General features: G+C 64.9%; 21 protein-coding genes. 17 read left to right on the top strand and 4 right to left on the bottom strand.

What is annotated here, in order from left to right; all coding sequences use genetic code 11:
• The first annotated feature begins 685 nt into the window (after positions 1-685).
• Together BN6_RS44660 and BN6_RS38680 are read left to right on the top strand one after the other, a co-directional pair.
• The gene (locus tag BN6_RS44660) at positions 686-3,400 is read left to right on the top strand and encodes an nSTAND1 domain-containing NTPase (protein WP_158509488.1); all 2,715 of its coding nucleotides are present in this window, start codon (positions 686-688) and stop codon (positions 3,398-3,400) included.
• A gap of 556 nt (positions 3,401-3,956) precedes the next feature.
• Positions 3,957-4,781, top strand: coding sequence for an alpha/beta hydrolase (locus BN6_RS38680; RefSeq protein ID WP_015105319.1), 825 nt, complete (start codon positions 3,957-3,959; stop codon positions 4,779-4,781).
• 8 nt (positions 4,782-4,789) lie between these two features.
• On the opposite strand, the gene BN6_RS38685 is transcribed toward BN6_RS38680, so the two are convergent.
• Complete coding sequence (locus tag BN6_RS38685) at positions 4,790-6,190, bottom strand: helix-turn-helix domain-containing protein (protein WP_015105320.1); 1,401 nt, start codon at positions 6,188-6,190, stop codon at positions 4,790-4,792.
• Positions 6,191-6,504: 314 nt separating this feature from the next.
• On the opposite strand from BN6_RS38685, the gene BN6_RS38690 reads away from it, so the two are divergent.
• The 5 genes from BN6_RS38690 to BN6_RS38710 are packed head-to-tail and all read left to right on the top strand — an operon-like array spanning position 6,505 to position 8,861.
• Positions 6,505-6,750, top strand: coding sequence for a hypothetical protein (locus tag BN6_RS38690; RefSeq protein ID WP_015105321.1), 246 nt, complete (start codon positions 6,505-6,507; stop codon positions 6,748-6,750).
• Positions 6,747-7,013 carry a hypothetical protein gene (locus tag BN6_RS38695; RefSeq protein ID WP_015105322.1) on the top strand — a complete coding sequence of 89 codons (267 nt, stop codon included), beginning with the start codon at positions 6,747-6,749 and terminating at the stop codon, positions 7,011-7,013. Before BN6_RS38690 ends, BN6_RS38695 begins: the two co-directional genes overlap by 4 nt.
• A gap of 14 nt (positions 7,014-7,027) precedes the next feature.
• Positions 7,028-7,606, top strand: coding sequence for a bifunctional DNA primase/polymerase (locus BN6_RS38700; protein WP_015105323.1), 579 nt, complete (start codon positions 7,028-7,030; stop codon positions 7,604-7,606).
• Positions 7,603-7,932, top strand: coding sequence for a hypothetical protein (locus BN6_RS38705; RefSeq protein ID WP_015105324.1), 330 nt, complete (start codon positions 7,603-7,605; stop codon positions 7,930-7,932). The genes BN6_RS38700 and BN6_RS38705 overlap by 4 nt, the downstream gene beginning before the upstream one ends.
• A complete protein-coding gene (locus tag BN6_RS38710) occupies positions 7,929-8,861 on the top strand; it encodes a phosphotransferase enzyme family protein (RefSeq protein ID WP_231905476.1) in 933 nt (310 codons plus the stop codon). The genes BN6_RS38705 and BN6_RS38710 overlap by 4 nt, the downstream gene beginning before the upstream one ends.
• A gap of 4 nt (positions 8,862-8,865) precedes the next feature.
• On the opposite strand, the gene BN6_RS38715 is transcribed toward BN6_RS38710, so the two are convergent.
• Together BN6_RS38715 and BN6_RS42785 are read right to left on the bottom strand one after the other, a co-directional pair.
• The gene (locus BN6_RS38715) at positions 8,866-10,281 is read right to left on the bottom strand and encodes a hypothetical protein (RefSeq protein WP_015105326.1); all 1,416 of its coding nucleotides are present in this window, start codon (positions 10,279-10,281) and stop codon (positions 8,866-8,868) included.
• Between the two features lie 196 nt (positions 10,282-10,477).
• The gene (locus BN6_RS42785; protein ID WP_015105327.1) at positions 10,478-10,840 is read right to left on the bottom strand and encodes a GntR family transcriptional regulator; all 363 of its coding nucleotides are present in this window, start codon (positions 10,838-10,840) and stop codon (positions 10,478-10,480) included.
• Positions 10,841-10,962: 122 nt separating this feature from the next.
• On the opposite strand from BN6_RS42785, the gene BN6_RS38725 reads away from it, so the two are divergent.
• The 10 genes from BN6_RS38725 (at position 10,963) to BN6_RS38765 (ending at position 18,526) form a co-directional block, all read left to right on the top strand.
• On the top strand, positions 10,963-11,361 hold the full coding sequence (locus tag BN6_RS38725; RefSeq protein ID WP_015105328.1) for a hypothetical protein: 399 nt from the start codon (positions 10,963-10,965) through the stop codon (positions 11,359-11,361).
• Positions 11,362-11,561: 200 nt separating this feature from the next.
• Positions 11,562-11,912, top strand: a complete 351-nt coding sequence (locus tag BN6_RS46340; RefSeq protein WP_148303172.1) for a hypothetical protein — start codon at positions 11,562-11,564, stop codon at positions 11,910-11,912.
• Positions 11,896-12,147: a hypothetical protein gene (locus tag BN6_RS38730; protein ID WP_015105330.1), complete on the top strand. Its 252-nt coding sequence runs from the start codon at positions 11,896-11,898 to the stop codon at positions 12,145-12,147. Before BN6_RS46340 ends, BN6_RS38730 begins: the two co-directional genes overlap by 17 nt.
• Positions 12,148-12,433: 286 nt before the next feature.
• Complete coding sequence (locus tag BN6_RS38740) at positions 12,434-13,816, top strand: cell division protein FtsK (RefSeq protein WP_015105331.1); 1,383 nt, start codon at positions 12,434-12,436, stop codon at positions 13,814-13,816.
• A 49-nt stretch (positions 13,817-13,865) separates the two neighbouring features.
• Positions 13,866-14,348 (top strand): hypothetical protein, encoded by a 483-nt coding sequence (locus BN6_RS38745; RefSeq protein WP_015105332.1) that lies wholly within the window; start codon positions 13,866-13,868, stop codon positions 14,346-14,348.
• A gap of 41 nt (positions 14,349-14,389) precedes the next feature.
• Entirely contained in the window at positions 14,390-14,674 is a 285-nt protein-coding gene (locus tag BN6_RS44665; protein WP_148303173.1) for a WhiB family transcriptional regulator, read from the top strand.
• A gap of 11 nt (positions 14,675-14,685) precedes the next feature.
• Positions 14,686-15,486: a hypothetical protein gene (locus BN6_RS38750; RefSeq protein ID WP_015105334.1), complete on the top strand. Its 801-nt coding sequence runs from the start codon at positions 14,686-14,688 to the stop codon at positions 15,484-15,486.
• A gap of 97 nt (positions 15,487-15,583) precedes the next feature.
• Positions 15,584-16,951 (top strand): replication initiator, encoded by a 1,368-nt coding sequence (locus BN6_RS38755; RefSeq protein ID WP_015105335.1) that lies wholly within the window; start codon positions 15,584-15,586, stop codon positions 16,949-16,951.
• On the top strand, positions 16,929-17,138 hold the full coding sequence (locus BN6_RS38760; protein ID WP_015105336.1) for a helix-turn-helix transcriptional regulator: 210 nt from the start codon (positions 16,929-16,931) through the stop codon (positions 17,136-17,138). Before BN6_RS38755 ends, BN6_RS38760 begins: the two co-directional genes overlap by 23 nt.
• A complete protein-coding gene (locus BN6_RS38765; protein ID WP_015105337.1) occupies positions 17,135-18,526 on the top strand; it encodes a tyrosine-type recombinase/integrase in 1,392 nt (463 codons plus the stop codon). Before BN6_RS38760 ends, BN6_RS38765 begins: the two co-directional genes overlap by 4 nt.
• Before the next feature lie 215 nt (positions 18,527-18,741).
• On the opposite strand, the gene ddaH is transcribed toward BN6_RS38765, so the two are convergent.
• Positions 18,742-19,620 carry a dimethylargininase gene (ddaH, locus tag BN6_RS38770; RefSeq protein ID WP_015105338.1) on the bottom strand — a complete coding sequence of 293 codons (879 nt, stop codon included), beginning with the start codon at positions 19,618-19,620 and terminating at the stop codon, positions 18,742-18,744.
• Positions 19,621-19,631 lie beyond the last annotated feature (11 nt).

A 19,631-nucleotide genomic window follows, 5' to 3' on the forward strand; every position in this document is an offset into this window, starting at 1 on the left:
GACAGAGTCACCACTGTGGACAGTGGCCGATCACCGTCTGTCGTCGATTTGCGGGTGGGATGAGGCGTTGATCTTGTAGGTCGGGAGTCGGGACTGGACCAGCACTACCGCAGCGTCAGGCCGCACAGGGAATCGGTGCTCCGAGTCTCTTCGCTGCGGACTGTCGGCAGCAAGGTCTTCTAAGACTTTCCTGAGGTCGTACGGTCGATCCAGGTTCCTCGTGGCCTCCTCCGACCGATGCGGTTGCTGTACTTCGCTGCTGTACGAGGACAGTCGGAAGTCGAGCGCGCAACCGCCATCACATCGCCAGCAGGCGCAAGCTCTCGCTCTCCCCGCCTGTTCCGGCCCCACCACAGGGGTGGTGCTCGTCGTAACGGCCGATGCGGTCAACGTTTCGGCAGATGATTCGCCCAGGCGATGCACTCTCACTTGCTTCTGTGCTCGCCAGCCAAACTCGATCGATGCCTGCTGCCCCAACAAGGTGAGCTGCACCCCGCAAGTTCAGCAAACACGAGTGCCGATCACGTATGAGCCTGCGTGCTCGCTAGTAGCCCTCGCCAGGGATTGATCATGATCTCAGATCGCTGTGCTCTTGCAACGACTGGCAGGACCACATCATGCAAGGAGCTCGATCACCACACCATGCGGGGGGGCACCCATCACCCTCAACGCGTACCCTGCTTCCGTGGACCAGATCACCGTTGACACGGCAGCTGTCGTAGTTCTCGCGGAGGGCTCATCGACTAGCGATCTATCTAATAAGCGCGGTCACCTCTTCGAAAAATTCATTGCAAAGCTTCTCGCAACGCAAGGCTACGGTGATCCCCACCCGGAATCTTTAAACATAACCAGCGAAGGCGTCGAGCTCGACATTGCAGCTCGCCACACCGTCACCGGTGAGCGACTTATTTGTGAGTGCAAAGCATACACTTCCAACGTCCGAGTACCATTGCTGAAGTCATTCCTAGGCAAGTTCGCGCTTGCACGAGCCGATGATGAGCGAATTCACGGCCTGTTTGTCGCACTGCCTCGGTTGACCGCCGATGCGAAAGAAACGGCAGACGCCGCCCAGGTCAAATTACCTGGTTTTCGATACCTAGGCTCATACGAAATATGTGAATTGCTGCAGAAGGCAAACTTGCTGCCCAATTGGGACGAAGGTCCTAGGATCCGGTCAGAACCGACTGTCGTCGTTACAGAGCACGGGATTGCACTGGCTGCGTGCGAGCTTGACACTCACACCCGCAGGGCCTCCCGATGGGTTGTATGGGCACGCGGACAGGACGTTCCATCTCCCGTAATCCGCTTGATTGAACGCCACCTTTCGAAAGGGCTTTCGGTTGTCGCCTCAGGTCGCGAGGTGGGGGCGGTCCCTATGCATGTACCATCGCTTCCCAAGATTGTTGAGGTGCAAGGAAGCACCTCCGACTTCGAGTATCAGCTTCCTGCGGCACCAGAATTTTTCATCGGTCGCAAAGTTCTTACTCAATCACTGTTGGAGAAACTTGTAGGCCGTCGCACGGCCGGATCGATGGTCATCAATGCCAAGTCCGGTTGGGGCAAAAGTTCCCTTGTACTGCATCTTCAGAAGGAAGTGGAGAAGGCTGGCGGCGTCGGGACGGTGATCGATTCGAGGACGGCAGAGCGATCTGACTTCGTTTCCGCCGCAATGGAAAGAATTATCCAGAAAGCAGTCGAGAAGAAGGTACTCGAACTCCCACCAGAGGCCGCCTTCAGCAGTCTTCACAGCATCGTAGAAACACTCAAGCGCGCCAAATGGCCATCGCCGCTCAGGCCAGTATTTCTCGCTTTCGACCAGTTTGAAAACATCTTCCGAGACCCCGATCTGACGCGCGAATTCCGCGACTTGTCATTTTTGATCCGCGAAGTCAAAGCGCCGTTTACGATCAGCTTTTCTTGGAAGACGGACGTTGTTGCATGGACCGAAGGCTACCCTTTCGGGTTGCGAAATGATATTCGAGACGCATCGGTAGTGTCCCTTCTGGACCCCTTTGGCCCACGTGAAGTTGAAGCACTGCTGCGACGACTTGAGAAATCGGTCGGCGGCAAACTAAATCGCGACCTACGCCAACGGTTGCGCGAATATAATTCACAAGGCTTGCCATGGCTATTCAAGAAATTCGGTGCACATATAATTGCCGAGATCGATGGCGGAGTGTCCCAGGATGATCTTGCCAAGCAGGCATTGAACGCTCGCAGCCTTTTCGAAACAGACTTGGCGCGACTAAGCCCGAGTGAGCAAACCGTTCTTCGGACCATCGCGCGAGCAGCACCGGTTGCCATAGCGGATCTCGATTTCGATGTTTCTACCGGGACAGTATTAGATAGCCTGCTTCACCAACGGCTAGTGGTGCAGGTGGGTCACACTATCGATATCTACTGGGACACCTTCCGGGACTATCTGAATAACGGTAGCGTAGCGATCGAGGATTCGTATGTAGTTCGTTATGCACCGCTCGGCGCTAGCCGCCTTCTACGCGTAGTCATCGCCCAAGGCGGAAGCATATCAGTTCCAGATGCCGCCACTCAGCTCGATACAACGGCTACGGTAGTCTTTAACTACTCCCGGGAACTTCGCCTTTTCGGTGTTCTGAATGCCGAGCCGAATCGCGTCACGCTTGAGGCAGACCTCCTCACCTCCCCCGACAAGGAAGAAGCTATTAGGGCGCGCGTCTCCCAGGCGCTGCGGAGGCACAAGATGTACAAACTCGCAGCCGACATGCTTGCCCGTGAAGACATCGTATCCATCCAACAGTTTGCGTCTACCCTGGCGGCCGAATTTAGAGCCGTTACGGCAAAGAGCGATAGCTGGATTACTTATGCTCGCTCTTTTTGCCAATGGCTGGAATATGCCAGTTTGGTCCGGCTTCTGCCGAACGGCATGAGCAGAATGGTGGACGGCGATAGCGAACCTCCTGGCCGTCTCCTGAGCGGAGCGGTACCGATTCGAATACGAGGTGCCTTTCCTGCCGCCAGCCCTGGCCCCGCCCTTCAGCTTCTGCTGCATCTCTCCGACCCCTCAACGCACGTCCGACCGTTGCGTCGAGGCTTTGGGACTGCCGTTCGAAACCTAATGGCATTAGGCTTGGTGGATACCGATGACGGTGAACGCATTTCCCTGTCCGACAGAAGCATCCTCTCCAGTGGTGCAGTAGATGTGGAGCGACTCCGGGAAGTCGTCGAACGGCAGAGGGGCATGCGCGAAGCTTTTGCAGCACTGGAAGCATCACCCGGCCTTTCTCCACTGTCACTCGGAACCGCCCATCGGAATGCGCTTGGAGCTGAATGGGCAGAGACTACTACACTCTCGGTGGGCAAGTTTATTCGTGCATGGGCGCGAGCTTGTGGGATTCACACTAAGATACGCTCTACAGATTAGCAATGTTGATCAGTTTGACCTGAACTGTAGTTTGAAATGCACGTTGGCAAGGCTGTGGGCTGGTCGATGCCGTCAAGGCGTCGAGCTGTCCACAGGTGCGGCAGCCGAGCGCCAAGACCAGCCCGACCAAGCCAACCCCTCGGCGCTCGTCCCAAGCCCAAGAGCCGGAAGCAACACCCCCAACACAAGCGGACGAGCCGGTCAAAGCGGATCCCTGTGGGGGTTGCTGGCCGTAGCCTCCGGCTGTTGCGGGCAGGCTCCGGTGCCTCGCGTGTCGCGCCCGTGGGCCGCCAGGCCCACGTTGGCGCGACCGACAACACCGCCGGAGCCTGCCCGCAACAGCCTGAACAGACACGAACGGCCAGCGGCCCCCGCAGGGGGCCGCCTTGACCAAGAAAAGAAACTCTGAACACGACGGCCGCGATCGGCGGATTTATGCAGGCCAGGCCTGCGGCCGGGGTGGAGGGGAGAGCTGCGGGCTGAGTCCAGCATTCATGCGGTGCGGGTGGGAGAGCTGGAAGCATGGGCTGGCAACCTCTAGCCGACGAGGAGCGCTATGCCTGAGCAGAGCACCGAGACCGTCATCCGTACCCTGGACGGTCTGAAGCTTCGCGCCACCGTGACCGCGCCGCCCACACCGGTAGAGCAAGCCGTGCTTCTGGTCCACGGTGGTGGTGTGACTCGGGAGGAAGGTGGCTTCTTCGGCCGGCTCGCTGACGGGCTCGCTGAGGCTGGTGTGGCGACGTTGCGCTACGACCTGCGTGGGCATGGTGAGAGCGATGGACGGCCTGAGGAGTCGTCGCTGGCAGCCCACTTGAACGACATCCGTGTGGCGCGGGACCACCTCAGGGAAGTGTCCGGTGCGCAGGTGGTGAACCTGCTTGGCACCAGCTTCGGCGGCGGTCTGGCGGCCTACTACGCGGCGAAGCGGCCGGAAGGGTTGACGCGGCTCGTTCTGCTGAACCCGCAGCTCAACTACAAGAACCGCTACATCGACCAGAAGCCGTACTGGTCGGGAGACTTCCTCGACGCGGCCAAGGCCCAAGAGCTGGCGGACCGCGGCTTCATCGACCACTCGCCCACCGTGCAGCACAGTCGGGCGTTCCTGAACGAGGTCTTCTGGATCCGGCCCAATGAGGTACTGGGCGAGATCACGGCCCCCACGCTCATCGTGCACGGCACCAAGGACACGTTCGTCCCGATCGAGGCGTCACGGGCCGCTGTACGTGAGTTCCGAGCTGAGCGTCGGCTTGTCGAGATCGAGGGCGCGCAACACGGCTTCGCGGTCCACGAAGATCCCGAGTACCGCGACCCGCAGACCCAGGAGTGGCAAGCCTTCGTGATCCGAACCGTGGCCGAGTGGTTCACCGAAACCCCATGAGTGCTTGGTCAGGACCTCACGGCTTCACGCAGAGCCCGCGGGCCTGACCGGTTCGCCCACGGGGTCAGGGTTTCGAGGACTCGGGTGAGTTCGCGCTTGGTGCGACTAGAACCCAGCTCCGCGACCAACCCCATGGCCGTCAGACCTTCCTGAGCGGCGTCGTCCGGTTCGCCGCTGAGTGCCAGGGCGCTTGCACGTCGGGCGCGGAAATAGCCTTCGTCGCGCCGCGACAGTGCCTGGGTGTTCAAGACATCCGCGAACAGGGCGGCGGCCTGGGCGGGCTTGCCTGCTTCGACGTAGCAACTCGCCACACGGAGCGTGTGCGCACCTTCGTCGTAGTACATCCCGAGGTGGGCATGTCGCTCGTCACCGGTATCGGCCACGTCGACCAGGCGGCGCGCGTCATCGAGCTTCTGCTGCACCGCACTGAACGGTTCGCCGAGCATCGCCATGCCGCGCGCCTCCTGCTGCGTGACCTCGGCGCGCACCTTCGGCGGCAGCTGCCACGGGCCGTACTGGGCGGCTTGTGCCAACGTGAGGACGCGTAGCCCGTCACGCTCCTCGTAGGCCATCTGAGACTTCTTCAGCAGCACGTAGCCCTGCATCGGCATGTCGCCAGCTTCCTGCGCCCACTCAATCGCCCGGTCGTGCCAGAAGCCCGCGGTCGCGGCGTCGTGGGAGTCGCGGTACAGCCAGCCGGCGAACTCGGCGGCGTCAGCGCCGACCAGGAGCAGAGACCGGCGCACGTCTGGCGTGACTTCGCGGGCGTGAGTCTCGATCGCCCCGAGGATGCCCAGCACCACGGGCAGCACCGCGGCCGGTCCCAAGCTCCCGTCATCGGTCTTGCACAGGACCAGTTGGCGACGGAAGTAGTCGATCACCGGCCCGTCCAAGTACCGGCGTGGATCTTCCATCGCGCTCGCTACCCGTTGCAGCTCGTCCAGACCGAGTCTGGGCAACGCGGCGATCGCAATCCCGCGTGCGAGAAGAGACCGCCGGTTCACGGTGCTCACGACCTCTGACAGGGAGCCCGTCTGATTGACCGGACCGTCGTCCTCGGGGTGCTGGCCTTCGAGCAGTGTGCCTAGTTCGCTGTTCGCCACGGTCTTGGCGGCCAGCGGGATGAGAACACGTCGGCCACCTACGACAACCGGCAACAGCACGCCGCTCGTCTTCCCTGGTGAGGGTGCTGGTTCGACGTCCGCGACGGTCAGCAGTTCGTCCAGCTTGGCCATGTCGATCTTGAGCAGCCTGGCCAGCATCGACCGCTTGTAGGGTCGCGGCGAGCGCTCGCCGGCTTCCCATCGTGCGATCGTCGCCCGATCCACGTGGGCAGCTTCGGCGAACGACTCTTGGGTGTAGCCGGCCGCTTTCCGGGCCTTGGCCAGTCCAGTGCGCCGTACTGCCATCGGGTGACCTCCTGGCCCGGCTTGCGGTGTGCTGCGGATCACGTTCCCACAGGTCAAGCATAGCTTGGCGACAAAAGTGCGTAGTTATTGCGACATATCTGCCCTTTTCAGGGGTTAGCGGGCCGGATTGAGTGGCGCGGAATGAGGAATTTTAGCCGCTTGTCGTCCGCAAGGCGAGGATGTGAACGGACATGACATCTGATCCGTGGTGGTTCGACCAGTGGGGACTGGTTGCGTGTTTGCTCGCCTTGGCGGGACTGGGGCGGGTCCTGTTCATGCTGTACGGGCCCACGAAGTAGCAGGGCGGCCAAGACATGTCGTTCACCGTAAGGCTCGATGTGGCCAAGCTGATCCGGTCCGCCCGGCTGGCCGGCCTGAACTCGGACTACGCGCTGGCCAAGAAGATGGGCATCAACCGGTCGACGCTGAGTCGTGTCATCGACTCCGAACTCCAGCCCGGACCTGCGTTCATCGGCGGTGCCCTGGTCGCGCTGGACCCACTGCGGTTCGAGGACCTTTTCGTGGTCGTACCGGACCAGAAGTCGGAGCGAACTCCATGACCAGGGATGAGTTGCTGTTCAACGCCTGGCTGACGAGCGTCAACCATCGTCTGGGCCGCTACGTCGTCCGACGTCTCGATGAAGCCAACCCCCTGGCCACCACCAGCTACACCGCTGCCCTGCCCGACGTGGAGACCCAACTCGGGAACGAACTGGTCGAGCTGGGCACCGCGTTGCTGCGCAAGGCGGCCGGACTGGCGTTTCCCGTCGAGTCCTCGGCGGTGCAGCCGCGTACCCCGAAACCAGAGATCCCAAATTTCTGAAGCGAGGTAAGGAAATGACAGAAAACATGCTTACGGATGACACCCTGCCGACAGTCGCACAGGCCGCTGTCAGCTACGCCAAACTCGGATGGCCTGTGCTGCCATCTGCGGTATGGCATGACGGTGCGTTTGTCCATCCGGTGACCGGCGAACCGGTGGACGATGTGCCATTGCGGCCACGGGAGGAAGCGACCACTGACGTGGCCCTGGTTCATCAGTGGTGGAACGCCGGAGGGGACTTCAGTCCCGCGATCCTCGGCGTGACCGGGCCGGCGTTCGGCGTCGTCTCCGTAAGCGCCGACCGGACAGAGCAGATCATGGTCCATCGGTGGTTCACCACCAGGCCGACGCCCGTATTGGTCATGCCAGGAATGCCCATCGCGCTGTTCGTCGTCCGGCCGCCGTTCCCGGCCGGTTTCGGCCAGGACGAGATCCGCCGGTTCAGTGACGGCTCGTTGGTCCCACTCCCCCCGACCACCGCCGGGGAGACCACCGCGACCTGGCTGGTTTCGCCCTGGGAGACCGAGGGCAAGTTGCTCGTGGCACGTGAGTTCGCCGAACTCTTGAACAACCTGGAGAAGGCCGGAGCATGAGTAGCCACACCACGAGCCCGTTGTGGGACGAACAGGGGTTCGCGGCCTTCCTCCGGGGCCTGGCGGAGGACGACGCGCCGCGCCTGTTCGCGGTTGGCCTGGAGTACGGCGAACGCCATGACGCGCACGTCGCCGCCTACGGCATGGCCTTCGACGGGTACACGGAGGCCATCTCCCGCGACGGGACCTTCCGCGTGCAGACCACCAGCCCCGAGGACGTCTTGCGCTACTTCGATGACGAGAGCGTGAGCGCCCACGTCGTGTGGCTGTCCGGGCCGTCTACGGCCAACCTGGACTCGGCAGGTGAGACTTCGTGCGTGAAATGATCGACAACGACGACCAAGACGAGAGGTCCGGGGCCTTGGCGGCAGGGTTCGATGAGCAGGCGGCACGTGCCGCGCTGGTCCGCGCCTGTGCGGCGGCGAACTTGGAAGTTGCCGACCCCCAACTCCTCCGTCTGGGCGAGAACGCCATCTTCCGTCTGAACGGCACCGGGACCGTCGTCCGAATCGCGCGGAACGACACGCATTGGGATGACGCGGTCAAGGAAGTGAACGTCGCGAAGTGGTTGGGCCGCAACGACTTCCCGAGTGCACGCACGACCGATGTGCCGCAACCGCTCCTGGTTGACGGCGGCTACCCAGTGACGTTCTGGGCGTTCATCGATGGCAGGAACGGCCAGCCGGGGGACGTCGGGACGTTGGGGGCGCTGCTGCGGCGGCTGCACGCACTCCCCCGGCCTGGCTCGTTCGAGCTTCCGCAACAGGACCTGCTGGCAAGGGTCGAACCGCGGATCGAGTCGTCTCCGATCGACGCCGGCGACAAGGACTTCCTGCTGGAACTCTGCGATCGGCTCGGCTCGGAGATCGGCGGGTTGAACTATGAGCTTCCGGTCGGTCCCGTGCACGGTGACGCGCACGTGCAGAACCTCATGTTCACGGGGTCCGCACCGACGTTGATCGACTTCGAGGCGTTCTCGTGGGGGCATCCCGAGTGGGATCTCGGCGTGACGGCCACGGAGTACATGACGGCGGGTTGGTGGACGGCCGACCAGTACCGCGAGTTCGTGGACGCGTACGGCTTCGACGTGACGTCGTGGGACGGGTTCGGAGTGGTGCGGGCTACCCACGAGCTGAAGATGACGACGTGGCTCATGCAGAACGTCCAGACGTCGCCGAAGATCGCTGAGGAGTACGCGCTCCGCATCGCGACGCTGCGGGACCGCGAGAACATCGGCGGGTGGAACACCTTCTAGGGGCTCACGCGACGCGCGACAGGACCACGGCGGTGCCCAGCGTGACCTCCGGGTAGGTGCCGATGATCCGTTCCGCGAGCTGGCCCACCAGCGGGTGGCGGCTGTGGGCCTCGGTGAGCGCCTGGTGGAAGTCCAAGAGGTAGCGGACGTAGCGGCTGGACTGGAGTGCGCCGGCGGTGTCGATGGCGTTGATCGCCAGCTCTACGGCCTGGTCCACGTCGCCATTGGTCAAGGCTCCGGCTGCGGACACCATCCCGATGAACGCCCTGGTGCGCGGCGGAGTGTCGGCGGGCGCTACGGCGAGGGTCGCGAACTGGCTGACCTCGGCGGGCTGCCCCAGGTCGCGGAAGCCGTGGGCGGCCTCGCCGGCGAGTTCGGCGGCGTTGAAGTAGCTGATCCACTTGGGTTCGTTGGCGGGGTCGAACTTGCTGAACGCGAGTTCGGCCTTGGCCAGCACGCGGGCGAACTCCTGGCCGTCGCCACCGCCGGCCAACGCTCGCGCCTCCATCGCCAGCAGCATCGATTGCACGGCGGGCGTGGCGACGCCCTGTGCGGCGGACTGGGCGGCGCGGGCGAACTGGACGGCGTCGTTGTGGCGTCCGAGGTAGTTGGCCTGGTGGCTGAGGTTGGACAGCAGTCGTGCGCCGGTCACCGGGCTCTCGGCCTCTCTGGCGAGGCGTAGGCCCTGGATGAAGTAGCGCTGAGCGGCAGCGTGTCGGCCGGCGTCGTAGGCGCTCCAGCCGAGTAGCTGGGCGACGTCTGCGGCGGCGCTGAACAGTTCTCGCCGGACCGGCGCGGGGTGGTCCTGGCGGAGCAACGGCGTGATCTCGGTCTTGAAGTAGAACAGGAGCATTCGGCGGACGTGCCCGCCCCCGAACTTGAAGTCGAGGTCCATCAGGTGCGCGGCGGTCGTGCGGATCGCCGTTGCGGCCGTGACCCCGGAGTGCATCGCGGGGTCGTCCGCCACGATCTCCAGCCGATCGCCGAACAGGTAGCCCGTGATGGCTCCGGGGGTTGATGCCGGGTTCCACGTGGCGGTGATCAGGCTTGGTTGGTCTTCGAGGTCGGCCGCGGTGAGCCTGCCTAGCTGGTCAAGTGCTTCGGTCGGGGTTGCGGAGTACTCGACGGCGTCGGCTGTGGTGTCCATGCCCACGGCCTGGAGGTTCGCGGTGAACCCGAGGTCAGCGGGCTTGATCGGCCTGCCCAGCTTCGCGCCCAGGGCCAGGGCTATGTACTGCTGCGTGGTGGCCTTGGGGCTGGTGCCGTCGAGCCACCGCTTAACCGACACGTGGTCGGCTGCGATCGACTCGCCGTCGCGTGCTGCTAGTTCGCGCACCCGTGCGGCCAGGCCCTTGTTGCTGACGCCTGCTTCCTGCATCACCGCAGATAGGAGGCGGTTCGGCTCCTTCGTCACGGCCATGTGATCACCCTGGACACGTAGGTGCGCACCCCATCAGGCACACCCCGTGCACCCCCTTCATGTCCCAATGCACCCCTTTGAGCACACTGTTACACACCCCGTGACCTGGCGTTTGCTGTTCCTATGACAGACAAGCCAAGCGAGTTGGAAATCATCCGGGACCGGCTCCGGTCCCTGGCCGCTGAGGTGGCGGGTGTCAGTGAGGCTGTCGGCCGGCTTGAACGACGCCGTCGCCTTCGAGTCGTTCGACCCGTTGACGCAGGTCAGCCACTGCGGCCCCAAGATCCTCAAGAGCCCGCATGACCTCGGCGGTGGTTGCCGGGGTCGTGGCATCGGGGTTGCGCACGAACACCCCCACGTTGGGGACGCGGGTGATCCAGCCATCGTCGGCCAGTACCGCCAACGAACGCTGCATCGTGGCGTTGGTGGTGCCGTACTCGGCCGCGAGCTGCCGGATCGGGGCCAGCCGCTCCCCCGGTTGCAGGTCACCGCCCGCGATCTTCGCCGCGATCTTGGCCGCCACCTGCTGGTACGGGTGGCCGGACGACTCAAGGTCCATGCAGGCAGGTTAGCGAGGTCGTACTAGTACGTGCGAGCACCACACAAATGGAGTAGTGACGTACTAGTACGTATCAAGGTTTACTTGTGCTAGTACGTATCAGGATCGACGTGGAGGTTCGGATGGCTTTGCAGGATCTGCCGGTGATGCTGGGTGGCTTCAAGCTGATGATCACTGAAGCGCCCTCGGTGAAGCTCAAGGAGCTGGAAGACGGCTCGATGACGCCGGTCGTGGACCGGGTGTCGGGTGAGGAGCAGTACGTGGTGACGCTGTTCGCCAAGCCCTTGCCGGTCGACGGCCGCCGGGCGGGCAAGGGGGAGGAGATCCGCGTCAACCTGCCCGGCGACCCCGGTGAGGGGTTCGAGGAGGGGATGTACGTGGAGCTGGTGAACGCGGTGGTGAACACGTACGAGATTCCGGACCGCAACAACCCGCGCGTGATCGCGTCGGCGGGTCTGTGGTTCAAGGCGGCCGGACTGAAGCCGGCGGCACGCCCTTCGGTGGTGCCCAACGCGGCCTGACGGCCGTTCTCGTATCCGACTCCAATGAATTGACCCTATAAGCCGGTTTACTGGACTGCTTGTTCTTTGAGAATTACACAGTGGGTAGAGCCATGCCTAAATCCGGCGCGCTTAAGCGGTGCGCCGGGATGTTCGGCGGTGCCAGGACGTGCAGAACGGTCCTGGCATCTGCCGTGCGTCCCGTTCAGGTTGGAGGTTTGATGAAAGTTCTGACACGTCTCGACATTGCACTCGGCAATGAACTGGGCAAGATCATGAATGCGCTTTCCAGCAAATGCAGACCGCTCACGTGGTCCGTAGATGAATTGGACTGGCTCGCCGGTCGACTACGGGTTTCAGCCTTTCCCGGATCGGATTACTCCGACGACGAGGGCTTGACGGTGGTGAACGAGTGGGTGGACGCCTTCGGCCTCGTTGTGACCCAGGGAAGTACATGTCCGGGGGTGATCGAGTACGTGGGAGTCATCGGCGACATCCCGGTGAAGCTTTGGGGCGTGGTCGATCGCGACGTGTTCGAGCGTCTGGAGGTGACACATGGGCAGGAGCGCTGAGCAGCGCTACGGGAACTTGGTCAACTCGATGGACTTCGTGACTGACCAGCTCGGGCCGGTCGGGAAGTTGGTCGACAAGATGCGGGACAACCCGGCCCCGCCCGGTTCGTGGCGGGTGACACCGCCGGACGAGTTGAAGAAGATGCTCGCCGGCGTTCTGGAGAAGTTGAGCGCGTTGAAGGACTCGGCGGTCAGGTACGAGACCGAGTTGAAGACCCGCGAGTGGAAGGTCTGACCGGCATGTCACAGCAGTTGAACATCGTGTTGGAGTCCTTGGACAAGGCCATGTTGCAGCTCCGTCTTGCGCTGCGAGATGTGCCGTATCGGCGTGAAGGGTTTCGTTCGGACCACTTGGCGTTCGTCAAGTCGGTGGCTCGGCTGAGGGTTGCGTTGTCTTACTCGCGGTCCCAGCTCGAACCGCGGCGACGTCGGCGCGCATAGGCGCAATCAGAGAACGTTCCGCAGCGGCCGGTCACTTATGTGGTGGTCGGCCGCTGCCGTGCGGGAAGGAGGGATCGGGGATGTCGAATTCGGTGGTGGGAACGTCTCGGCGGTCGGCGGGATGGGAGTTCCGCACGGTGCGGTGGTTTGTACGTCATCCCGGCGCGGTGGCCGGCGGTGGCGGGCTGGGGGCGTCGCTGGCCGAGCTCGGCCCGACCGTGACCGGCGGGATTGTCGGCGGGGCCGTGGTTGGCACGGCGGCTTGGTATCGCGGGCACCCCGACACCTTCGACGCCTGGGCGGCTCCGGTGCTGCGGGCGTGGCGACGTCGGTGGGCCGGTGCCTACACCGGGCGTCGCTGGGTGAGCCTGATGGGCTCGTGCGGGCTGACCAAGCCGCACCACAAGAACGGTGAACTGCTGGTGCCGCGTGTGCTGCGGGTCCGGTCGTGGTCGGCGTCGATCGACACGGTTCGGGTGCGCATGGTGCCTGGTCAGGCGTTGCGGGCCTTCTCCGCTGTGCTGCCGGAGTTGGCGGCGACGTTGAAGGCCGAACGGGTCGCGGTCGAGCAGGGGCGGCCTGGTGAGGTCGTGTTGATCGTGCAGCGGGACGAGCCGTTCACGCAGGTAATCCCGGCTCCGGAGATGCCAGAGTCCTCTGAGGCGGTCGACCTGCGGTCGTTGTGCCTCGGAGAGACGGAGCTGGGCGGGGAGTGGCGTGAACCGCTGATCGGTACCCACCACCTGACGGCCGGTGCTACCGGGGCGGGCAAGAACTCCGTCGTGATGGCGAAGCTGCGGGCGGTCGCGCCGATGATTCGTGACGGGTTGGTGCGGCCGTGGGTGTGTGACCCGAAGCTGTTCGAGTTCGTGGCCCTGCGGCCGATCCTGGATGGTCGGTACGCGGACACGCCGGAGGACTGCGCCGAGTTGATCGCGCGGTTCGTGGAGAACATGCAGCGCAAGCAGAAGCGGTTGCAGCGCAAGAAGAAGCGCGGCCTGCCGGTGTCGCGGGAGAACCCGTTGGACTGGCTGATTGTCGATGAGGTGGGGTTCCTGCTCGCCTACAACGCGGAGCACGCGCACGAGATCACCTCGGCGTGCTCGGTGATCTCCAGCATGGGGCGCGCTACCAACGACATTCTTGATGTCTACGTGCAGGAACCGTCCAAGGACGTGGTTCCGATCCGGGACCTGCTGCCGCACAGGGTGTGCCTGCGGGTCACCAGCGAACGGCACCCGGACATGGTCCTGGGCGACGGTGCCCGTGAGCGCGGCGCTATCGCGGATGAGATCTCTGCCGACGAGTCGAGCGCCGGTATCGGCTTCCGGGTCGACCCGCGTTCGCGCGTCCCCCGGCGGGTGCGAGCTGCCTACACGTCCGATGCGGACGTTGACGAGCTCGTGGCGTTCGTGAAGGCCGGTCCCGCCGATGGCGGCTCGGGTCTGCGCGCTGTCGCCTGAGTCTTCTTCATACACACCGCCACCTTTGCCTTACGTAGGGAGATTTGCCATGCCTTCAAACAGCCCTCGATCCCTCGACCGGATCGTTCGCACGCTGCTGTCCCTGATCCGCTCGTACCGGCTGCCACGTCCGGACCGCTTGGTCGTGTCGACGTCGTCGGGGTCGGTGCACGCGGAGTTCAGCTCCGGCACAGCACCGGATCGGCTCGCGGCGCTGCTGCTGTGGGTCACCCGACTAGATGGCGTGCGGCTGACCTGGACGCTGCGGCCGGACCGGACCTTGACCGTGGCGGCGACCGCTCGCAACGGCTCGGGCCTGGTGTTCGGCCTGACCGCGTCGGCTGCGGTCGCGGACCTGGGCGGCGTCCCGGCCGGTGACGTTGGCAGCGGCCTGGTGGTCCTCGCCGGTGTCTTCCGCGTCGCGCCCATGGTCGTGGAGCCGGTGACGTTCGAGGAGGTGGCCCGTCTGGTCCACGTCGGTCGCGCGGTGGTCCGACCTCGTCAGGCCGCTTCCGGGGCGGTGGCGGCGTGAACGGGCTCGCAGACCCCGGCTACCACGGATACCGCGCTCTGATGCTCGCGCTGTTCGGCACCAGCGGCCAGCCGTCAGGTTGGCGTACCTCGGCGGCCTGCGGCGGGCAAGACACCGAACTGTTCTTCGATGCCAGCCACCCCGAACGCGCTGCGGAGGTGTGTGGCGGCTGCCCAGTGCGGGAACAGTGCCGAACCGATCAGCTCGCTTGGGAGCGACACGGCTCGGCGGCCCGCCGCTACAGCCCGGCTGGGTTTGTCGGCGGACTGACCGGCCGTGAACGCAAAGCCATCCACTACCCGCGCTCGGCCGCTCGTGACGAGTAGACGGAGGCCGCGTGTCTGACGAGTCCAACGAGAGTCAGCCATCTGGCGAGACCCGGGCGGTAAGACGGCTGCGTGCCCGGCTTGCCGAGTCTAGGCAGCTCCACGAGTTGACCGATGATCCGCTGTTGCAAGCGGTGCACCTGGAACGCTTCCGGACCTCCGTCACCCGGTCCATGTGGTTCTTCCTCGCCCTCGGGTTGGGCTTCACCACCACCGGTGTGCACGAGTTCCTGGCGGGCCACCTCACGCCGGCGGATCCGATGTGGTGGGGTGCCTGGCTGGTAGAGCCCGGATTGGCGGGAATCCTGGTCACCCTGCTGCGCTGGGAAGCCGAGATGCTCTCCCGCGGCCTGGCCGTCGACGCCAAGCCCGTGTTGTGGCTCAAGCGCCTGTTGCTTGGCGCAACTCTCATCACCAACGTATGGGCGTCGCTTCGACCGGCGTCCGGCGAGGTCAACAGCGGGATGGTCTTCCTGCACGTCGTCATCCCGCTGGTGGTGTTCTTCATCGCCGAAGTGATGCCGGTGATCCAACACCGTTGCAACAACGCCCGAGATCAAGCCTTGGCAGTCGCACAACCAGCCGCTTCGCCAGCCCTGCGGCCGACTCCTTCGACCTCGACGGCTGAACGACCCCCGGCCGCGCCACGGACGCCCGTCAAGCTTCCCGCCCACCTGCAACAGCAGCTCGCGGAGAAGGCGGCACAGGTCCGCAAGGAAGGCCGCGACGTCACCTCTGCCGATGTCCAGGCCGCGGTCAACGTCCCGGACGCCTACGCGGTCCGTCTGGCCGACCAGCTCAACGCAGCCTGATCCATCCCTAGTTCGTCACGCGGGGGCATGACCAGCACCACCGGGTCATGCCCCCGCCATTTCGTCGTTCTCCACCACTACCGGAAGGGGAAGCCTCTTGGTCCTCACACTCAACGACCGCATCGCAGACAGGGTCCGGCGGGCCGACTACCGGGACTGGCGCAACAAGGTCACCGCCACCGGCGGGTGCGCCCAACCGATCCGGCTGTTCGGCTCCTGGCAGCTCCACCACCACGACACCAACCAACTCCTGGCCCAGCTCGGCGGGGACGTCATGGTCCCCTGCGGCAACCGGCGGGCCTCGGTCTGCCAAGCCTGCTCCGACCGGTACTCAGCCGACGCCTACCACCTGATGAGGGCGGGCCTGACCGGTGGCAGCAAGGGTGTACCGGTCACTGTCGCCGAGAAACCACGGGTGTTCGCCACCCTGACGGCCCCCTCGTTCGGCCCGGTCCACAACCGGCCCACCACCAAGACCGGCAAGGCACGGCCGTGCACCGGGTGCCAGGGGTTTCACCACCCCGACGACCCTCGGCTCGGCGGGCCGGTCGACCCCGGCGGCTACGACTACGTGGGCGCGGTGCTGTGGCAGGCCCACGCGGGCAAACTGTGGCACCGGTTCACCATCGCCCTCCGACGCCACCTGGCCCGTGCGGCGGGGCTGACCGTGCGGGAGTTCCGGCACCATGCCCGGATCTCGTACGCGAAGGTCGCCGAGTACCAGCGGCGCGGCCTGGTCCACTTCCACGCCGTCATCCGCGTCGACGGACCGGCCGGCTCTACCGACCCGGCCCCGGCCTGGGCGACCGTGGACCTGGTCGACCACGCGGTGCGCCAAGCGGCCCGGTCGGTCCTGGTGGTCACGCACCGACCTGACGGAGTGGTGCTCGACCTCGCGTGGGGCGACCAGGTCGACGTCCGGCCCATCCGGGCCAGTACGGCGGCGGAGCTGGAGGACCAGGCGGGCGCGGTCAGTGACGCACGACTCGCCGGCTACGTCGCCAAGTACGCCACCAAAGGCACCGGAGCGCGGGACACCCCAGACCGGCCGATCAGGTCGCAGCTCGACATCGACCACCTGCGTGTGTCGACCCACCACCGCCGCATGATCCAAACGGCATGGGACCTCGGTGGCCTGGGGTTCTACGCGGAGCTGAACCTGCGGAAGTGGGCTCACATGCTCGGATTCCGCGGCCACTTCCTCACCAAATCCAAGCACTACAGCGCCACCTTCAAACGCATCCGCGAAGACCGCCGGGCGTTCCGCGCGGCCGAAGTCCTCGAACGGCTCGGCCTCCAAGTCGAATCGGTGGTCGTCGTCAACGACTGGGCCTTCAGCGGCTCGGGCTACGCCAACGACGCGGAACGCGAACTGGCGACCGCGCTCGGCGAACGACTCCGCAACCAACGACAACGCACGTACGCACGAGAGGGGGAACCCGATGGACCTGTCGCCGCTACCTGACCCGGACACCTTCCTGACCGTGGTCGAGTTCTGCGCCAAGCTCCGCATCTCCAAAGACACCTTCTACAAGTGGCGGCAGATCCCCGGAGCCGCCCCCATCGCCCACAAGCTGCCCAACGGGTCACTGCGCATCTCCGGCACCGACTTCAACGCCTGGCTGACCACGCTGAGGAGTGAGGCCGCGTGAACCTCACCTACAAGGTCAACATCTGGGAGCTGAAGACCCTCAAGCCAGGCAAGGACGGGCGAAAGCGGCCCAAGCCCTACGGGGTCCGCTGGATCACGGCTGGTCGTGAGCACTCCGAGTGGTACCGGACCAAGACACTCGCCGATCGGCGGCGGAACAAGCTGATTAGCGCCACTGAAGCCGGTGAGCCGTTCGACGTCGAGAGCGGCCTGCCGAAGTCAGAAGCGGAGAAAGCGGCGGCTCGGTCGCTGCTGCGGCTCGCACAGGAGTTCATCAATCACGAGTGGGAGGGCGCGGCACCGAACACCCGGAAGCGGAACGTGGACACCTTGGCCATTCCCGTGGCCGCGTTCGTCAGCTCGGCCAAGGGTGCGCCGGACATCGCAACGTTGCGGCGGACGTTGACGGGCTATCTCCTGGTCCCGCCTAACGCACGTAACCGTGAACTCACAACGGAGGAGGAAGCGGCGGCGCGGTGGATCGAGGCGGCCTCACGGCCGGTCCGCGAGCTGGACAAGATCGAAACGGCTTCGCTCCTACGCACGCTCGGTCGGAACCTCAACGGCAAGCCAGCGGCCGATTGGACCGTGCGAACCCGGCGCGGAACGCTGCACAACCTGCTGAGCTACGCGGTCGACGTCGGCGAACTCGGGTTCAACCCAGTGGTGGGTAGCCGGGCTGCACTTCAGCGCGGGAACAGCGAGGTGGATCCACGCGTCGTGCTGAATCCGGCGCAAGCGCGGAACTGTTTGGCGGGCGTGACGTACGCGGGTGGCAGGCCAGGCAGGTTCGACTACCTGTACGGCTTCTTCGCCTCGATGTACTACGCGGGTCTGCGGCCGTGCGAGGTGAACCGGGTCCGTGAGGAAGACTGCAAGCTGCCCGACTCTGGTTGGGGCGAGTTGCTGTTGGAGAAGTCGGCGTCACGCGCGCCCAGTCGCTATGTCGACTCCGGACAGACGTGGGAGGCGCGCAACCTCAAGCGGCGGGCTCAGGGCACAGTGCGGCCTGTTCCGATCCCGCCCCACCTGGTCGTGATCCTTCGCGAGCACATCGAGAGGTTCGGGGTCACCTCGGACGGGCGGCTGTTTCGCGGCCTCAAGAACGGTGACCCGGTGGGCGCGTCGGTGTACTGCGACGTGTGGCGCAAGGCCCGGCTGGTCGGTCTCAGCCCTCAGCAGGCCCGGTCACCCTTGGGCGAAGACCCGTATGACCTTCGTCATGCGGCGGTGTCGACCTGGCTCACCGCCGGGGTCTCCCCCGCTGAGGTCGCGGAGCGGGCCGGGCACACCGTGGAGGTGTTGCTCAAGGTCTACGCGAAGGTGCTCGACGGCCAGCGGGAGCCGTCGAACCGCAAGATCGAGGGCCTGTTGAACGACGACGGGTGACGGTCATGGGTGGCAAGACCAGCGAAAAGGCCTCCGGAAATGATCTTTCCGGGGGCCTTCGCTGTTCCGTGCATGTTCCGTGAGCCCTGGCAGATCGCCGCAGTAAGTGACAGCCACTCACCTACCGCCGAGCTGGCGAACCAGCCGTTTGCGCTGGTCGGCATGGCTATTCCACGCTGACCAGCGCGAACCACGGGTGTCCGAATAGTCGGGTTTCAGTTCCGCAGTTCCATCGTGCAGCACTTGGGGCCGCCGCCGGACTTGCGGAGTTCGGAGATGTCCACGAAAACGGGGTCGAAGCCGCGGCGGGTCAGTTGGTCGGCCAGGGCGGTCGCCTCCACGGGGAGGATCACGTTGCGGCCGTCCGAGACGGCGTTGAGGCCCAGGCAGGCGGCGTCTTCGGCGGTGGCGATGACGGCGTCGGGGAACAGCCGGCGGAGGACTTCGCGGGTGCCCGGGGAGAAGGCTTCCGGGTAGTAGGCGATCAGGTCGTCGGTCAGCACGAACAGGGCCACGTCCAGGTGGTAGTAGCGCGGGTCCACCAACTGGAGGGAGATCACCGGCACGCCCAGGACCTCCTGCGCCTCCGAGTGGGCCAGGGGGTCGGTGCGGAAACCGGTGCCCGCCAGGAGGTACTTGCCGGTCCACGTGAAGTCGCCTTCGGCTTCGTTCGTGCGCTCCGGCATCACCACGGACTTGTAGCCGTTGGCCAGGAACCACCGGCGGAAGTGGTCGGCTTCCGGGCCGCGCTGCTCGGCGCGGAACCGGGAGCCCAGGACCCGGCCGTCGACGACGGTGCCGGAGTTGGCCGAGAAGACCATGTCGGGCAGGCCCGGGACGGGCTCGATCAGCTCGACGCGGTGGCCCAGGCGCTCATAGGTCTCCTTGAGCGCGTTCCACTGCTCGACCGCCAGCCCGGTGTCGATCGGCCGGGTCGGGTCCATCCACGGGTTGATGGCGTACTCCACCGTGAAGTACTCCGGCGGGCACATGAGGTACCGGCGCGTGGTCGGCACGCGCACGGGGGCGGCGGGCGTGGTGACGCCCAGCACGATCGGCTCGTCGCCGGGGCCCAGGAGGGAAACCGAGGTCATGGATCGAAGGG

The organism is Saccharothrix espanaensis DSM 44229 (assembly GCF_000328705.1).
Taxonomy (GTDB): Bacteria; Actinomycetota; Actinomycetes; order Mycobacteriales; family Pseudonocardiaceae; genus Actinosynnema; species Actinosynnema espanaense.

Coding starts and splice junctions, on each gene's coding strand:
- BN6_RS38685 (WP_015105320.1), bottom strand. CDS start 6,190: ATGGCAGTACGGCGCACTGGACTGGCCAAGGCCCGGAAAGCGGCCGGC.
- BN6_RS38695 (WP_015105322.1), top strand. CDS start 6,747: ATGACCAGGGATGAGTTGCTGTTCAACGCCTGGCTGACGAGCGTCAAC.
- BN6_RS44665 (WP_148303173.1), top strand. CDS start 14,390: ATGCTCGCGCTGTTCGGCACCAGCGGCCAGCCGTCAGGTTGGCGTACC.
- BN6_RS38710 (WP_231905476.1), top strand. CDS start 7,929: ATGATCGACAACGACGACCAAGACGAGAGGTCCGGGGCCTTGGCGGCA.
- BN6_RS38740 (WP_015105331.1), top strand. CDS start 12,434: ATGTCGAATTCGGTGGTGGGAACGTCTCGGCGGTCGGCGGGATGGGAG.
- BN6_RS38725 (WP_015105328.1), top strand. CDS start 10,963: ATGGCTTTGCAGGATCTGCCGGTGATGCTGGGTGGCTTCAAGCTGATG.
- ddaH (WP_015105338.1), bottom strand. CDS start 19,620: ATGACCTCGGTTTCCCTCCTGGGCCCCGGCGACGAGCCGATCGTGCTG.
- BN6_RS38680 (WP_015105319.1), top strand. CDS start 3,957: ATGCCTGAGCAGAGCACCGAGACCGTCATCCGTACCCTGGACGGTCTG.
- BN6_RS42785 (WP_015105327.1), bottom strand. CDS start 10,840: ATGGACCTTGAGTCGTCCGGCCACCCGTACCAGCAGGTGGCGGCCAAG.
- BN6_RS38745 (WP_015105332.1), top strand. CDS start 13,866: ATGCCTTCAAACAGCCCTCGATCCCTCGACCGGATCGTTCGCACGCTG.
- BN6_RS38705 (WP_015105324.1), top strand. CDS start 7,603: ATGAGTAGCCACACCACGAGCCCGTTGTGGGACGAACAGGGGTTCGCG.
- BN6_RS38700 (WP_015105323.1), top strand. CDS start 7,028: ATGACAGAAAACATGCTTACGGATGACACCCTGCCGACAGTCGCACAG.
- BN6_RS38690 (WP_015105321.1), top strand. CDS start 6,505: ATGTCGTTCACCGTAAGGCTCGATGTGGCCAAGCTGATCCGGTCCGCC.
- BN6_RS46340 (WP_148303172.1), top strand. CDS start 11,562: ATGAAAGTTCTGACACGTCTCGACATTGCACTCGGCAATGAACTGGGC.
- BN6_RS38730 (WP_015105330.1), top strand. CDS start 11,896: ATGGGCAGGAGCGCTGAGCAGCGCTACGGGAACTTGGTCAACTCGATG.
- BN6_RS38760 (WP_015105336.1), top strand. CDS start 16,929: ATGGACCTGTCGCCGCTACCTGACCCGGACACCTTCCTGACCGTGGTC.
- BN6_RS38715 (WP_015105326.1), bottom strand. CDS start 10,281: ATGGCCGTGACGAAGGAGCCGAACCGCCTCCTATCTGCGGTGATGCAG.